The organism is Cohnella suwonensis (assembly GCF_042655365.1).
GTDB lineage: Bacteria > Bacillota > Bacilli > Paenibacillales > Paenibacillaceae > Cohnella > Cohnella suwonensis.
Genome location: NZ_JBHSMH010000111.1, coordinates 145,336 through 161,158, shown reverse-complemented (window position 1 = coordinate 161,158; position 15,823 = coordinate 145,336). Strand labels below are relative to the sequence as shown.

Sequence of the window (15,823 nt, the reverse complement as noted above, 5' to 3'; positions counted from 1 at the left end):
CGGGATATTCCCGTTAGGAATCCAAGGAATGCCGGCTATGCCGCGGCATTCGAATCCAGGGTGGTACCGCGAACGCATTCGTCCCTGACGAGTGCGTTTTTTTGCGTGGATCAGAAAGTATAAGTTTCGACTTCCTTATACTCATCTGATCCCTACGCAAAGCTCCTCCGGCGTCCATAGGACGCCGAAGGCATTTTTGCTTGGTTTTCGAAGAAATAAGTTATTACTTCCATTCAAGGGGAGGCATCTTCATGAGACAAAGCACGTTATTCGCCCAAACTTACCGGGAAGCGCCTGCGGAGGCGGACGCCATCAGCCACCGCCTGCTGCTGAGAGCCGGATTCGTTCGCTCGCTAGCGGCGGGAATATACGCTTTCTTGCCGCTCGGACAGCGGGTATTGCGCAAAGCGGAAAACATCGTCCGGGAGGAAATGGACCGGACGGGAGCGCAGGAGCTTCTCATGCCGGCCATGCAGCCGGCGGAGCTTTGGGAGCAATCCGGCCGTTTAGGCGCCTACGGACCCGAGTTGATCCGGCTGAAGGATCGTCATGAACGGGATTTCGTTTTGGGACCGACCCACGAGGAGGTCGTGACGGCGTTGTTCCGGGACGAGGTGGGCAGCTACCGCAAACTGCCCGTCACTTTGTACCAGATCCAGACGAAATTCCGCGACGAGCGGCGTCCGAGGTTCGGTCTCCTTAGGGGAAGGGAGTTCGTCATGAAGGACGCGTACTCCTTCGACGAAGACTGGGAAGGACTCGACCGGAGTTACCGCGCGATGTACGAGGCGTATCGGCGCATCTTCGATAGATGCGGCTTGACCTATCGCGCGGTGGAAGCCGATGCCGGCTCCATCGGCGGAGAAGGCGGGACGCACGAATTCATGGCGCTAGCCGATATCGGCGAAGACACGATCGTAAGTTGCGCTTCGTGCGACTACGCCGCGAATTTGGAGAAAGCGGAAGCCGCAGCGCCGATAGCGCATGACCTTGCCGCAGACATTCCGGAGCCGCAACGGTTCGCCACCCCGAACATTCGGACGATCGACGAACTCGTATCCGCGCTCGGGCTACCGGCCTCGCGTTTCGCCAAGACGATGATTTACGTCGCCGACGACCAACCGGTCGCCGTCGTCGTCCGGGGCGATCGCGAAGTGAACGAGCTTAAAGTGAAGAACGCGCTCGGAGCCGAGACGATCGGCATCGCGGACGCGGACACGGTGCTTCGCGTAACCGGCGCGCCGTCCGGTTTCGCCGGACCGGTCGGGCTGAGCGTGCCGGTGCTCGTCGATCTCGAAGCGGCCGTCGAAGACGGCTGGATCGTCGGCGCGAACCAAGCCGACTATCATGTCCGGAACGTCGTTCCGGGCAGGGATTACCGGCCGGCTTGCGTCGGCGATTATCGTATCGCCGCGGAAGGCGACGGCTGCCCGCGTTGCGGCGCCGGAGGGCTTCGCTTCTCCCGCGGCATCGAAGTGGGGCACGTGTTCAAGCTCGGGACGAAATACAGCGAAAGCCTGAACGCGACGTTCGCGGACCGGGACGGCAACGAGAAGACGGCGATCATGGGCTGCTACGGCATCGGAGTATCCCGTTTGCTGTCCGCGATCGCGGAGCAGCATCATGACGGGGACGGGCTCGCGTGGCCGATGTCGGTCGCGCCTTTCCGCGCGCATATCGTACCGGTGTCCGCGAACGACGCCGTTCAAATGGCTTTGGCGGAGAGGTTGTACGGAGAGATCCGGGCCGCCGGCATCGACGCCCTGATCGATGACCGGGACGAGCGTCCGGGCGTGAAATTCAAAGATGCCGACCTCATCGGCATTCCGATCCGCATCGTCGTCGGGAAACAAGCGGCGGAAGGGCTCGTCGAATTCAAGCATCGGTCCCGCACGGACCAAGAAACGGTGAACGCCGGCGACGTTTGTGATAAAGTGAAGGAAGCGATACGCGAGGCCGAGCAGGCCTGCCGAACTTAACAGGCTGTCAGACGAAAGAGCGCCTACGCAGGCGCTCTTTCCGTTTGGCGCGCGCGCCAGCAATCAGCGAGAGGATTAACGCCATGTCTATGCTTCCGCGCTCGTCGCGATATTTCGAACATATAAAGCAAGAAACGGGCGTCGCCCTGAACGAAGTCCAGCGGCAAGCGGCCATGCACGGGAAGGGACCGTTGCTGCTGCTGGCATCCCCGGGTTCGGGCAAGACGACGACGCTCATCGTGCGCATCGGATACTTGATCGAAGAGAAGGGCGTGAAGCCGTCCCGCATCAAGGCGGTCACGTTCAGCCGGGCGTCCGCGCAGGATATGAAGGAACGGTTCGCGCGGTTGTTTCCCGCTCTCGCCGGCCGCGTTCCCGATTTCTCCACGATCCACAGCTTCGCGTTCGAGGTGCTTCGGGAACATTTCCGCAAGAGCGGAACCGACTACCGAATGATCGACAACCCGAACGAACAAGGTGCGGACAAACCCGGTAAACCGATGATTTTGCGCGATATTTTCCGCAGGGTGAACCGCGATTATCCGACCGAAGACCAGATGGAGGAATTGACGGGCTACATTAGCCTGATCAAGAACAAGCTGTTGCCCGAGAGCCGCCTGTCCGAAGCGAAGTGCGACGTGCCGAAGGCGGAGGAAATCTACAAGGAATACGAGCGGTTCAAGAGGCAAGGCACGCCGGAGCTGCTCGTCGATTACGACGACATGCTGACGATCGCGAACGAGGCGTTGGCGGAAGACGCGGAGCTGCTCGCTAGCTACCAGAACCGGTACGACTACGTCATGACGGACGAAAGCCAGGATACGTCGCTCGTGCAGCACGAGATCGTGGCGAAGCTGGTCGCGTCGCACGGCAACTTGGTCGTCGTGGCGGACGACGATCAGAGCATATACGGCTGGCGGGCGGCGGAACCGCGGTATTTGCTCGATTTTCAGCTCAAGTACCCGAACGCCACCCTGCTCAAAATGGAACAAAACTACCGCTCGACCGCCAACATCGTGGATACGGCTAACCGTTTCATCAAGCGCAACAAGATCAGATACGAGAAAAACATGTTCACGGACAACGCCGCCGCCGAGCCGATCGCGCTTACCGAGCTTCCGGATTACCGGATGCAGGCCAAATACGTCGTCGAGAAAATCGCCGACGGCGACCCGGAGCAATGGGGAGAAGTCGCCGTTTTATACCGGAACAACGTGTCGTCCATCATGCTCATGAACGCGCTCGACCGGGCGGGTATTCCCTACTACATGAAGGACGGGGACAACCGGTTTTTCTCCCACTGGATCGTCGAGGACGTCTTGAACTTCATGCGAATGACGTTTAACGATAAAAGGCCGGACATTCTCGAGCGCGTCCATACGAAGTTGAATTGTTATATTACGAAGCAGCAGATGGCGGAATTGATCGCGCTCGGCGTCGACGGAGACGAATCCGTGTTCGACGCGATGCTCCGGGGAGTGACGCTGCAGGACTACCAGGTCAAGCAGCTGGAGACGGCCGGTACGATTTTCGCGGGTATGAAGGGCGCGACGCCGCTGACCGCGATTCGAACGATCCGCGACAAGCTCGGTTACGACAAGTCGCTGGACAAAATGCGCGAAAGGATGGGTTTTCGCAGAGAACATTTGGCCGGCATCCTGAGCACGTTGGAGGAGATCTCCGAGCCTCTGCTAACGATGGAAGCTTTCGCGGCACGACTGAAAGAGCTGGAGCGGGGCATGAAGCAATCCAAGTTCAATAGGACCGGCAATGCCGTCGCGTTGTCCACTTTTCACAGCTCCAAAGGGCTGGAATTCCAACACGTGTACATGATCGACCTAATCGACGGCATTATCCCTTCGGCGGACGACCGCAAGAAAGAGGAACAAGGACGGCCGGAAGAGATGGAAGAAGCGGCGAGGCTGTTTTACGTCGGCATGACCCGGGCGAAGCGCCGGCTGGAGCTGCTCTATTACAAAAGAAAAGACGGGGATTACGTGCAGCCGTCGCCGTTCGTGACGGACGTGCGCCGCATTCAGGATCCGCCAAAGGCAATCTCGAAGGAGTCCGCGCGGCCGTCGATGAAGAAGGCGAGGGAACCGAAGGCCGCCGTTCCGGTCAATCCGAACGCGATCCGCGATCTGTCCGGCTTGACGGAAGGCCGCGAAGTGCTCCACCGCGTGTTCGGAGTCGGCACGATCGTCCGGCTGGACGGCGACAGCGTCGAGATCCGGTTCGGGACGGCGGTCAAGCGGCTGTCCGCGAATATCTGCGTCGAGATGGGGCTGTTGGAGTAGGGAAGGGTTCCCCGTGCTTACGACCCCGTCGAGCGATAATGCCTCACGCCGATGCGCCAGACGAGCAGGCAAGGGACGATGAACGCGAAACCCGCAAGCGGCGATAACATATAAGGGAGCGGGCTTCCGTCGGTTTTGCCCAGCACGTAGAGCAGCGGCAAATAGTTTGCGCAGCCGAACGGAATGACGTAAGTAAAGAAACGTACGACCCATTTCTGATAAATATTTAACGGGTACTGCGCCATTTCCCTTCCGCCGTCGGTGAAGATGTTGGCGATCTCCAAGCCTTGAATCGTCCAGAAGCACATAGCGGCGACGAGGATGAAGATGCCCGTGAAAATAAAGACGCCGCTCGCGATCATGAGAATCAAGGTAACGATTTTCGGCAACGTCCACGAGACGTCGAGACCCGCGATTGCCCATCCGAGGACGATGAGGCTTTGGAGCAACCGGCCGATTCGCGTGAACTCGAATTTGGAGCCGAGCACTTGCACGACCGTGCCCCGAGGTCGGACGAGCAACCGGTCGAAGTCTCCGCTCGCGACGAGGGAAGAGAACATGTCGAATCCCCGCCCGAAGCATTCGCTGATCGAGAAAGCCATATGAATGACTCCGAAGCAAAGCGCCACCTCGTAGAACTGCCAGCCTTGAATCTGTCCGAATCTTTCGAACATGAAGTACAAACCCGCGAACACCGAGAACGGGATGAAAAATTGCCCGAAGCTGAGCAGCCAGAAAGAAGCGCGGTATTGCATCTGGGATTTGAACAGAATAAGCAAGTATTTGCCGAACAATTTCACCGCGACGTCAACCTCCTTGCACGACGACTTTGCGCAGCGCCCGAGCCATCGTATATTTGCCTATTGCCACGAGTCCGACCAGCCAAGCGAGCTGCGCGGGAACGAGCCGAAGCGCGTCGGCGACAGGAATGTGTCCGGAATAGATCCGGAACGGGAAGTCGGATACGAACCGGAACGGGAGTGCGTACACGATCGTCCTCATCCAATCGGGCATGAGCGGAATCGGTATGATCATCCCCGCGAAAAACTCGCCCAACACCGCGAACAGCAATAACGACCCTGCCGGGGACATCGTGACGAACGTGGAAATATAGATCAACATCGAGATAGAGACGAGAATGAGCAGTCCCATCGCGAGCGCGAACAAGAACATAAAGGCGGCCGCGGGCGTCGCGGGCAGATGGAGCGCGTAAGGCTCCGGCAACAACGCGGCGACGAGCAGGATCGGGAAGAAACGGAGAAGGCCGCCGGACAGCCGTTGCGCGAGCAGCTTGGCGTACCAGAAGCCGTACAATCCGCTCGGCCGGCAAAGCTCGTACGCGATATTGCCTCCCGTGATGAGCTGGAACAGCTCGTTGTCGCGAAACCAGAGCACGATGAACGCGAGGAACGCTTGTTGAAGCCAAACATAGTCGGAGAGCTGTCCGAGCGAGATCGGCAATTCGACGTTCGATTGGCCGTAGAAGGCGACGAACACCATCAGGATGATGAAGCCCCAGAAAAATTGCGTCGCGATGCCGGCCAGCGCGGCTGTGCGATATTGCAAGCCCATAGAGAACCGCAGCCTGAAAATAGATAAGTAGGCTCTCATGTGATTTGGTACTCCTTGTACATCCGGACGATGATTTCTTCGATGGAAGGAGGCGCTCCGTTGACGGCATCCGATCCGTCCACGTATTTGTCTTTTAACGCGGCGATATCCCCATCGTACAGGAGCGTGCCTTTGCCGATGAGGAGAATGCGGCTCGCGAGCGCTTCGATATCGTTCATATCGTGCGTCGTCAGGATGACCGTGACGCCTTTTTCTTTGTTGATGCGGGAGATGAATTGCCTGACGGCGATTTTGGAGACGGCGTCGAGCCCGATCGTCGGCTCGTCGAGGAAAAGAATGCCGGGGCTGTGCAGAAGGGATGCGGCGATTTCGCATCTCATGCGCTGGCCGAGGCTAAGCTGCCTGACCGGCGTGCGGATGATGTCTTCGAGATCGAGCGTCTCGGTGAGCAAGCGCAGATTGCTTCGGTACTCTTCTTCGGGTACGTCGTAGATGTCTCTTAGCAAGTCGAAAGAGTCGATAACCGGAACGTCCCACCACAGCTGCGACCGCTGGCCGAACACGACCCCGATGTTCTTCACGTACTTCACGCGATCGAGCCACGGCGTATAGCCCATGATCGAGCAAGTTCCCCGATCCGGCACGAGTATGCCGCTCATCACCTTGATCGTCGTCGACTTGCCGGCGCCGTTCGGCCCGATATAGCCGACGATTTCGCCCGGCCTTATATCGAACGAGATATCGTTCAGCGCCGCGACCTCCGTATATTCCCTCCGAAAAAGCGCCTTAAACGCGCTCTTCACGCCGGACGTTCTTTTGGCAACCTTGAAACTTTTACATAAGCCGCTTACCGTAATCAATGAATTAGTCCTCCTGTACTTTGTAAAAAGCGAAAGGAAGAAGAAGTTAGCATTAAGAGGTAAGCGTTGTCAATATAATTTTTGGTCTTCCTTTACGCTTTGGCGATCTCATTTCCTATGACTCCTGAATGCGATTGGACTTACGGAATTCGGTTGGGTACAGCCCGGTTTCCCGTTTGAATATGCGGCTGAAATGACTGGCATCCGTATAGCCGACGAGCTGGGCAATGTCTTTAGTGAGCAGGTCCGGATGTTTGAGCAGCAGCTCTTTGGCCTTGTCTACCCGAAGCTGAACGACAAACTTGGCCGGAGAAACGCCCTTGTATTTGGCAAACACTTTGCTTAAGTACGAAGGTACGAGACCGAACCGGTCGGAAAGCAGCTTATGATCGATGTCTTCGGCCGAATGTTCTCGCAAATAGTCTTCGATTTTGTCGGCCAGACCTTCGTTCCCTTCTTTTTCGGTAGTATCGTTATGCCGTATCGAGAACAGGAAGTCGATGATCCGGCAAATGTGGAGGGCAATGTGATCATAATCCGGCGCGTGCATGATGATTTTGTGTACATCGAGCTCCAGCGTCTCAGGTGAATAAGGGAAATCGGTTCCCAGCTTTTTGACGAATCCGGATAATAGTCGCGTTAATTGATCTTCGACAAAACGTTGACTCGGCAGCATCCGGCTCCATTGATCGATCAGATGAACGATTTCCGACTTAAATAACTCCATGTTTTGCTGTTCCAGGGCAAGCGCGAATTTGCGTTCCTTATGCGATCCTAGTTCCGTCTCATTATCGTAAGTAAGCTGTGCGTCATATATGGATAACAGTAGCGGAGCTCCGAAGGGAATGTGTTTGAGCATGACGGAACGAATGAGCTGGGCCAGATTGGCGGTTTGGCTCATATCTGAATAAAACCGGCTGTATACGATGGATACGGGCAATTCCTTGCCAAGCCGGTCAGCGATAAGCTCCGCCCAGCTCCCCGGCGAACGGGAGACCGCCTGATTTTTGTAATACGAGAACAACAGCCATCTCTCCGATACGGTGATGCCGTTGATGACTGCAAGGTCGCCGATTTTCCCCACTTCAGTTTGCACGATCTGCGCAAGATCGCGACTTTCCCAGAATTGCCTTCCCGGAATCCGGTCATTGAATGAATATAGGGGGAGCGGTCCTGCGCAGATCAGCAGAAGCAAATGCGAACCGAACGACTCGAGCCTTTCGGGCGGAAAATCGTTCAGGTCTTCTCCGCTGATAAGAGATGAGGCATACTGCACGTACGATTTTTTTTGCCGGATGCTGATTTCGGAATAGATCGTCTCGAGCAGCTTGCCGATCTGGGAACGGGATACCGGTTTCAACAGATAATGCTGAATACCGAGCTGCATGGCCCGACGAGCATATTCGAAGTCCTGATATCCGCTCAATAGGATGATTTCGATGTCCGGATACCGCTCGCGAACATACTGCGTAAGTTCAAGCCCGTTCATGACCGGCATTCGAATATCCGTCAGGATCAGATCCGGTTTCGCTCGTTCAAGCATTTCCAAAGCTTCTTGGCCGTTGAATGCCATGGCCGCGACTTCAAACATATCATGCGCCGACTCCACGAGAGATCGGAGGCTTCGTTGAATGGGCGCTTCATCCTCGACAATCATGACCCGGATCACGAGCGTTTCCTCCCGATTCTGATCAGGGTTACGGACGACGAAAACGCAAGGAAAATTACCCGCTGGTAAGGCAAACCTTTAATAGAATGGATCGAAAGTCCCTCCTTTCTCACGACACACGTTACTTAATTTACCATGTCGAAAAGTTCTTTGGTAGCTTACCTCTCGCGGCTTGGAATCGGATGCCCGTGTCGAAAATCAAGCGCCATTCTATTAGAGTGCAAACTCTTCCATTATATTCATTTACATTCTGTTTAAACAAAGCAGCGAATGCATCAATTAGCGTCATTCTTGGATTTTATTTAAATTTCTTTGTTCATTCCGTTTGGATCGACCGAGCAGAAAGGATCAATATATTAAAAAAATCCATCCCAACTGTTTCATTCTATCTATTTAGGATGAGAGGACTTGGAAAATATAATGGGGATAGAACTTTTGGATTAGGCAAGTAATGCTTTTGGTCTATTTTGCATGATTCGAATTTATTCGATTTGGATGGTGACCACGTTGTGACGGAAGAGAGTGTCATGAACAGGTTAATCCGGCAAGGATGCTTGACTGACGTGAGAATCGAGGTCGATTCGGCCGCACTTCGTTGGCTGACTATGCTGAAGCGGAAACACCCGGACACTTACGAGCACTCCGTCAGAATGGCGCTGATGGCCGGCAGATTGTCTCGGGCATGCCTGGAAGATCCGAACGAGACGGTAGCGCTTGTTGCGGGGTGCCTGCTTCACGACCTGGGCAAAATCATGATCCCGGCCGATCTCTTGGTCAGCGGAAGTACATATACCAACGAGCAATGGTCGATTGTGAAGCTTCATCCGCAGCTCGGCGCGGAATTGCTGGAAATTCATCGTATGGCGAATGATGAGGTACTCGGTTTGATCCGGCATCATCACGAACGCTGGGATGGCAAAGGTTATCCTTCGGGATTAAACGGAGAGCGAATACCGTTGCTTGCCCGGATTTGTTCCGTACTGGAGTCGCTGGATAGCATGCTATTTAATCGGTCTTTCGGCAATAAACGAACCATTCAGGACGCATTTTGCGAATTGGAAAGAAAAAGCGGCTCCCAGTTTGACGGCTTTATTGTCGAGAGATTGATGAACCGCGCGGATGAAATCATTCGGCTGCAATTTTTATTTGCGCATAAACGAGGTGTCTTCCTTTGAAGTATCGCGTGCTGGTCGTGGACGATTCCGCTTATATGCGTAACTTGATTGCCGATCTCATCGGGGATGATCCTGAACTGGAAGCAGTCGGGTTCGCAAAAGAAGGGAGGGAGGCGGTGGATAAGGTGAAGTCCCTTCGGCCTGATGTCGTAGCTCTTGATGTCGAACTGCCGGATTTGAACCATATCGATGCTTTGGAGCGGATGATGCGGGAGTGTCCGGTACCTGTCGTCATGCTGGGTACCCACAGTCATTTCGGTGCTTCGGAGACGATATCCGCTCTGCAAGCGGGGGCTGTCGATTTCATTGCGAAGCCCGTTGGCGCAGCTCTGACGGGTTTATCCGAATTTAAGAAAGAGTTGGCCGGCAAGCTCAAGGCGGCGGCGCTTGTACCGGTCGATAAGCTGCGGGAATGGGTCTCGGCTCCATTTGATTATTTTCCAGGTATGGGTAATCCTCTCCGATTGTCGCCGGAGGACGATTCCGTCGTGCAGATGATCGCGATCGGGGCCTCTGCCGTCGGTTCACGTTCCTTACGCGAGCTGCTCGGTCCATTGCCTGCCGATTTTCCGCATCCGATTGTCGTCGTCCAGCATATGCCTTCGCCTTTCACGGCTGCCCAGGCCTTGCAATTGAACAAAATGACGGCGCTCCGGGTCGTGGAGGCCAGAGACGGTCAGAGCGTAAGGGGTGGATTCGTTTACATCGCTCCCGGCGAGTCCCACACGAAGGTCGTGCAGTCTCAAGAGGGCTTTCGAATCGCATTAAGCCGGGAGCCGCCCAGAAGCGGCCACCGTCCGTCCGTCGATGAGCTGTTCGACTCCGTATCCAAGCTGAGCTTGCAGAAACGGCATTTCGTCCTCTTGGCAGGCAAAGGGAAAGACGGAGCGCAAGAATTGGCAAACGCCAAACGGAGCGGAGCTTCTTCCACATATGCCGAATCCATGCAATCATGCGCGGCTTGCGGAATGCCGAGAGCAGCGATTGATACAGGTGCCGTTGATTATATTTTAACGCCTGCGGAAATTGCAGACAAGCTAATTCAGCTATCAATTCGTCAAATTCCTACATAATATCAGTTCCAAATTACACCATAACTCGGGGAGGATCTACAGATGCAGCAGTCCGATCAAAGCCAATACGTTGAATTCGGAATCTCGGAAGAGAATTACGCCATCCTCATCTCGGACATTCATGAGATTATCCGGATGCAGGACATTACGGAAATTCCCAACAGCCAGTATTACGTGCAAGGCGTCATTAATTTACGGGGGAAAATCGTTCCCGTTATCAGTCTGAGAAGCCTGTTCTCTCTCAGCGAGGATGAAGCGACCAAATTGACCCGGATCGTGGTCGTCAACCATAAGGAGGAATCCGTCGGCATCATCGTGGACAAGGTTCACAAGGTAACCACCTTCAGCGATATCCAGCCCCCTCCCGAACGCGTCGGCGGAATCAACGGGGCGTATTTCGTCGGAATCGGGATCACTCCGTCCGGATTGACAGGAATCCTGAAGTTGGACGAAGTGCTGATTCGGGAATAAAAGGGGGAAGCCGGATGACCAATATGACGGAATATCAGTCGCTGTTTCTGGAAGAACTGGACGATCAGCTCCGGTTGATGGAGGAAGAGATTCTCCGCCTCGAGCAGGAGGGAGAGTCCGCGGAAGGCGTGCAAAGTCTGTTCCGGGCCGCTCATACCCTGAAGGGCTCTTCCGCCGCCATGGGTTACGACAAGATGAAGCGGCTCACCCACGCCATGGAGTCGATTCTCGATAACGTGCGGAACGGTGAATTTTCCGTTACCACGGCTATGGCGACGCTTTTTTTTCGGTGCGTGGACCGGATGAAAATGCTTCAAGCCGAAATATCGGCCGACAGCATGGAGCTGTCCGAAATAGATGATCTGATCGGCGATCTGAAGCGATTGGATGCCGTTCGGGCGCAAGATACGCAATTGAAATCGGAAGGGAGAAAGAGTGACGAAAGCGGTATTTATTTAGATTCGTTCCCGCTCAAGGAAGATGAATGGGAATTGGCTCGAAGACAAGTCGCGGAAGGGTACTCTCTATTCAGGCTTTATATCAAGCTCTCCTCCGACTGTATGATGAAAAGCGTTCGTCTCGATGTCATCGATGCGCAGCTGAGGGAAACGGCGACCGTCATCTGGTCGGAAATCAAGTCGCGGGGAGAAGACTTCGCGCCGGACGACGGCGAATTCGTCCGCTGGCTGATTGCCTCGGGCGAGGGCAAGGAATCGATGGAGGTAGAAATCCGGTCCTGGTTCGATGTCGACTCCGTCGAAACGGAACCTTGCAGCTTGGAAGAGCTTGCGAGGCCAATCGCACCGCAGGTGACCCCGCTGACGAATGGTGCCGTCCTTTCGGATTCCTCCTCCCAGCAACCGCAGGCGGAAAGGGTCAAAGCGCAGAGCATCCGGGTGAATGTGGACCGGCTGGAGACGCTTATGAATTTGGTCGGGGAGCTGGTCATCGATCAGACTCGAATCCACCAGGTCGAGGGAGTTCTTCAGCAAAAATTCGGCTCCGACGAATCGGTTCAGGAAATGGCCCATATTTCCGATCATTTGACCCGCGTCATCGGCGAGCTTCAGGAGAGCGTCATGAAGGTCAGGATGCTTCCGATCGAGCAGCTGTTCAGCCGGTTTCCCCGGGTCGTCCGGGATTTGTCCAACGGGCTGGGCAAGAAGGTGGAGCTTGTTTTGGACGGCAAAGAGACCGAGCTGGACAGGAACCTGATCGAAGAGGTCGGAGACCCGCTCATTCACCTGATCCGGAACGCGCTGGATCACGGGATCGAGACTCCGGAGGTTCGAAGGCTGGCAGGCAAGCCCGAGCAAGGAACCTTGCGGATCAGCGCCGCTCATGAGGACAACCAAGTCATTCTGACGGTGGAGGACGACGGAGCCGGAATCGACGGGGACAAGCTTCTCGTCAAAGCGGTGGACAAAAACCTCATGACGCCGGCCGAAGCTTCGCAATATTCGGCGAATGAGGCGGTTCAGCTGATATTCCATCCCGGATTGTCGACGGCGACCGAAGTCAGCGATATTTCCGGCCGGGGCGTCGGCATGGACATCGTCCGCGCGGGTATCGAGCGGATCAACGGCATGATCGAAGTCGAGACGGTAAAGGGCAAGGGGACCCGCTTCAAAATCCGGCTGCCGCTGACGTTAGCCATCATTACGGGGCTAATGGTAGATATCGGAGGACGGATTTACATTCTGCCGATGAGCAATGTGGCGGAAATCATCCGGATGGAGCCGAAGGCGATCCAAACAGTAAAGGGAGTTCCTGTCGTCACCTTGCGAGAGCGGGTCATCCCCGTCGCGTGGCTTCATGATTCATTCGGTCACCCCCGAACCGGCATCGACCGCAAACAGATCCCTATCGTCGTGATCGGCCGGGCCGAGAAACGACTGGCGCTCGCGGTGGACGGTCTTCTCGGGTATCAGGAGGTCGTCATCAAGTCTCTCGGGACGTTCGTCGGAAACATCGAAGGGATCTCGGGAGCGACGATTCTGGGTGACGGAAATGTAGCGCTTATTCTGGAAATCGGCGGTGTTATGAAGATGGCCGGCGGGTAATCCCGACGACTTGCGGCGGCGGCTCAATCCCTCTCGCAGCCGGCCGAAGACTTGAACGGAATTTTCTACTCGAATGGTATAAAAGACGATAATGGAGGAATCATTCATGAACTTGTTCCGGAACTTGAAGCTGTACTATAAAGTGTTTTCTCTTATTGCGGTGGCTCTCGTAATGCTCATTTCAGTTGCTGCGGTTGGTTACTATTACATTAAAGATATGTCTAAAGACTCGGCCTATGTGTACGATGAACTGTTGGTGCCTATCAATAAGATGAGCAACATACGAACCAATGTGCGCGCAGGATCCGCCTATATGCTTCAGATGACGATGAACAGGTTGGATCAAGACAAATTCGAAGAAGTGCAAGCCAAGTTAAACGAGAGACTAAAGGCCAATCAACAGCTGATTACCGACTTGGACACGTTCGAATTCGATTCAAAGCAGCTTGAATTGCTAGCCAAATTCAAGAGTAGCTTTGCTACTTATATAACAGAGCGCGATAAGATGCTTGAGCTTGCGTCGACCGACCACAAGAACGAAGCCTATGACTTATACGACTCTTCCGTTGAAGGCCTGATGGAAGAAGCGCAGTCCTACATAAGGGAATTGCAGGTGTACTCCCTGGAGACCGCCCAAAAGATAGATGATGAAAATGGCGCGAACGCAACGACAGCCGTTACGATCATGATTGCCGTGGCCGCAGCCGCTATCCTGATTCTAACCTTGATCGGAATCGGCATCACGAATCTCATCACCCGCCCCGTAAAGAATCTGCAAGCTCTGATGGGCCAAGCGGAAAGAGGGGATCTGACCGTTCAAGGCGGCTACAGCGCCAAGGACGAGATCGGCCAGCTTAACGGCTCCTTCAACGTCATGCTGACCGGGTTCAAAGATACGGTATCGCAAGTGTTGACTGCTGCCGAAAGCGTGTCCGCGGCGGCGCAGGAGATTTCCGCGAGCACGGAAGAAATCGCCAGCAGCAGCAACGATCAGGCCAAGTCGGCGCTGACGATGAACGAGCTCTTCGGCGAACTGGCCGAGGCGATCAACTCGGTTGCGCTAAGCGCGGAGAATGCCTCCGATTTGTCGAATAAGACGATGGATATCGCCCGCGAAGGCGGCAAAGTGGTCAACAAGTCGATCGACGGCATGGACCGACTGAACGAACAAGTGGCGAAGCTAGAGAACGACTCGAACAAAATCGGCGAAATCATCGAAGTGATCGACGACATCGCCGAGCAGACGAATTTGCTCGCGTTGAATGCCGCCATCGAGGCGGCGAGGGCCGGTGACCAGGGACGTGGCTTCGCCGTGGTCGCGGACGAAGTACGCAAGCTCGCCGAACGGAGCGGAGAGGCGACCAAGCAGATCACGGCCATTATCAAGGGCATGCAGCAGAATACGCTGCAAAGCGTGAAAGCGGTGGAAGAGGGAGTCGCTTCCACGCAGCAGACGGGCGAAGCCTTCGAAAGTATCCTCGCGATGGTTAACGAGTCGGGCATGAAGGTTACGGAAATCGCGGCGGCAAGCGAACAGCAGGCCGCGCAAACGACGGAAGTGCTCCATTCGATCGAAACGATTTCTTCGGCTACCGAAGAAGCAGCGGCAAGCAGCGAGGAGACCGCATCGGCTGCCCAGTCCCTCGCTCAATTGGCGGAGCAGTTGAATACGACGGTTTCGGTATTCAAAATTCGATGATTTCTTATTGATGCGGCAGAGATGACGATCAAGGAAGGGCCAAGCTGGAGAACGACTCGAATAAAATCGGCGAAATCATCGAAGTGATCGACGACATCGCCGAGCAGACGAATTTGCTCGCGTTGAATGCCGCCATCGAGGCGGCAAGGGCCGGTGACCAGGGACGTGGCTTTGCCGTGGTCGCGGACGAAGTACGCAAGCTCGCCGAACGGAGCGGGGAGGCGACCAAGCAGATCACGGCCATTATCAAGGTCATGCAGCAGAATACGCTGCAAAGCGTGAAAGCGGTGGATGAGGGAGTCGCTTCCACGCAACAGACGGGCGAAGCCTTCGAAAGCATCCTCGCGATGGTTAACGAGTCGGGCATGAAGTTTACGGAAGTCGCGGCGGCAAGCGAACAGCAGGCCGCGCAAACGACGGAAGTGCTCCATTCGATCGAGACGATATCCTCGGCTACCGAAGAAGCCGCGGCAAGCAGCGAAGAGACCGCTGCTTCCGCGCAATCGCTTGCTCATTTGGCCGAAGAATTGATTATGACCGTTTCGGTATTCAAAATAAGGTAAAGGTGGCACAACATGAAAGCTCAGCATATCAATCCGTTTCTGGAATCGGCAAACAGCATTTTGGGTATGTTTCAGCTCTCCCCCCGAACCGGAAGCCCTTCGCTCCGGCAAACTCCTTTTAAAGGAATAGAAGTGCTCACGGTCGTTGGCGTGACAGGACAATTGCGGGGCCAGGTTTACTTGGGCTTCTCGAGAAACGATGCGCTGCGCATCGTGTCCAACATGATGGGCGGAGCCTCCGTTGCAGAGCTCGACCCAATGGCTCTTAGCGCCTTATCCGAGATAGGCAATATGATCTGCGGGAACGCAACGATACAGCTGTCGCAGAACGGGGTTGCGATCGATATTACGCCGCCTACCGTGATTATCGGAAGCAGCGTAGAAGTGGCTGCTGTCAAAATA

At 55.1% G+C, this 15,823-nt stretch carries 12 protein-coding genes and 1 pseudogene; 9 read left to right on the top strand and 4 right to left on the bottom strand.

What is annotated here, in order from left to right; genetic code table 11:
- The first annotated feature begins 251 nt into the window (after positions 1–251).
- Both ACFPPD_RS24000 and ACFPPD_RS23995 read left to right on the top strand, forming a co-directional pair.
- The gene (locus ACFPPD_RS24000; RefSeq protein ID WP_209744054.1) at positions 252–1,979 is read left to right on the top strand and encodes a proline--tRNA ligase; all 1,728 of its coding nucleotides are present in this window, start codon (positions 252–254) and stop codon (positions 1,977–1,979) included.
- 83 nt (positions 1,980–2,062) lie between these two features.
- Positions 2,063–4,276, top strand: a complete 2,214-nt coding sequence (locus ACFPPD_RS23995) for an ATP-dependent helicase (protein ID WP_378083645.1) — start codon at positions 2,063–2,065, stop codon at positions 4,274–4,276.
- Between the two features lie 17 nt (positions 4,277–4,293).
- On the opposite strand, the gene ACFPPD_RS23990 is transcribed toward ACFPPD_RS23995, so the two are convergent.
- The 4 genes from ACFPPD_RS23990 to ACFPPD_RS23975 all read right to left on the bottom strand — a co-directional run bounded on the left by ACFPPD_RS23990 (position 4,294) and on the right by ACFPPD_RS23975 (position 8,377).
- Complete coding sequence (locus ACFPPD_RS23990) at positions 4,294–5,076, bottom strand: ABC transporter permease (RefSeq protein ID WP_209744051.1); 783 nt, start codon at positions 5,074–5,076, stop codon at positions 4,294–4,296.
- 7 nt (positions 5,077–5,083) lie between these two features.
- Positions 5,084–5,887, bottom strand: a complete 804-nt coding sequence (locus tag ACFPPD_RS23985) for an ABC transporter permease (protein WP_209744048.1) — start codon at positions 5,885–5,887, stop codon at positions 5,084–5,086.
- The gene (locus tag ACFPPD_RS23980) at positions 5,884–6,708 is read right to left on the bottom strand and encodes an ABC transporter ATP-binding protein (RefSeq protein ID WP_209744045.1); all 825 of its coding nucleotides are present in this window, start codon (positions 6,706–6,708) and stop codon (positions 5,884–5,886) included. Before ACFPPD_RS23980 ends, ACFPPD_RS23985 begins: the two co-directional genes overlap by 4 nt.
- A gap of 115 nt (positions 6,709–6,823) precedes the next feature.
- Positions 6,824–8,377: a response regulator gene (locus ACFPPD_RS23975; RefSeq protein ID WP_209744042.1), complete on the bottom strand. Its 1,554-nt coding sequence runs from the start codon at positions 8,375–8,377 to the stop codon at positions 6,824–6,826.
- A gap of 527 nt (positions 8,378–8,904) precedes the next feature.
- Here ACFPPD_RS23975 and ACFPPD_RS23970 point away from each other — a divergent pair.
- From ACFPPD_RS23970 to ACFPPD_RS23940, 7 genes and pseudogenes are all read left to right on the top strand, one after another.
- Complete coding sequence (locus ACFPPD_RS23970; RefSeq protein ID WP_378083641.1) at positions 8,905–9,552, top strand: HD-GYP domain-containing protein; 648 nt, start codon at positions 8,905–8,907, stop codon at positions 9,550–9,552.
- The gene (cheB, locus tag ACFPPD_RS23965) at positions 9,549–10,625 is read left to right on the top strand and encodes a chemotaxis-specific protein-glutamate methyltransferase CheB (protein WP_209744039.1); all 1,077 of its coding nucleotides are present in this window, start codon (positions 9,549–9,551) and stop codon (positions 10,623–10,625) included. The genes ACFPPD_RS23970 and cheB overlap by 4 nt, the downstream gene beginning before the upstream one ends.
- 42 nt (positions 10,626–10,667) lie before the next feature.
- Complete coding sequence (locus ACFPPD_RS23960; protein ID WP_209744036.1) at positions 10,668–11,096, top strand: chemotaxis protein CheW; 429 nt, start codon at positions 10,668–10,670, stop codon at positions 11,094–11,096.
- 14 nt (positions 11,097–11,110) lie between these two features.
- Positions 11,111–13,159, top strand: coding sequence for a chemotaxis protein CheA (locus tag ACFPPD_RS23955; RefSeq protein WP_209744033.1), 2,049 nt, complete (start codon positions 11,111–11,113; stop codon positions 13,157–13,159).
- A 106-nt stretch (positions 13,160–13,265) separates the two neighbouring features.
- Positions 13,266–14,858, top strand: a complete 1,593-nt coding sequence (locus tag ACFPPD_RS23950; protein ID WP_378083638.1) for a methyl-accepting chemotaxis protein — start codon at positions 13,266–13,268, stop codon at positions 14,856–14,858.
- A gap of 38 nt (positions 14,859–14,896) precedes the next feature.
- Positions 14,897–15,421, top strand: a pseudogene (locus ACFPPD_RS23945) (methyl-accepting chemotaxis protein); the annotation flags it as partial.
- Between the two features lie 12 nt (positions 15,422–15,433).
- On the top strand, positions 15,434–15,823 hold a 390-nt coding region (locus tag ACFPPD_RS23940), incomplete at its 3' end, for a chemotaxis protein CheX (RefSeq protein ID WP_378083635.1).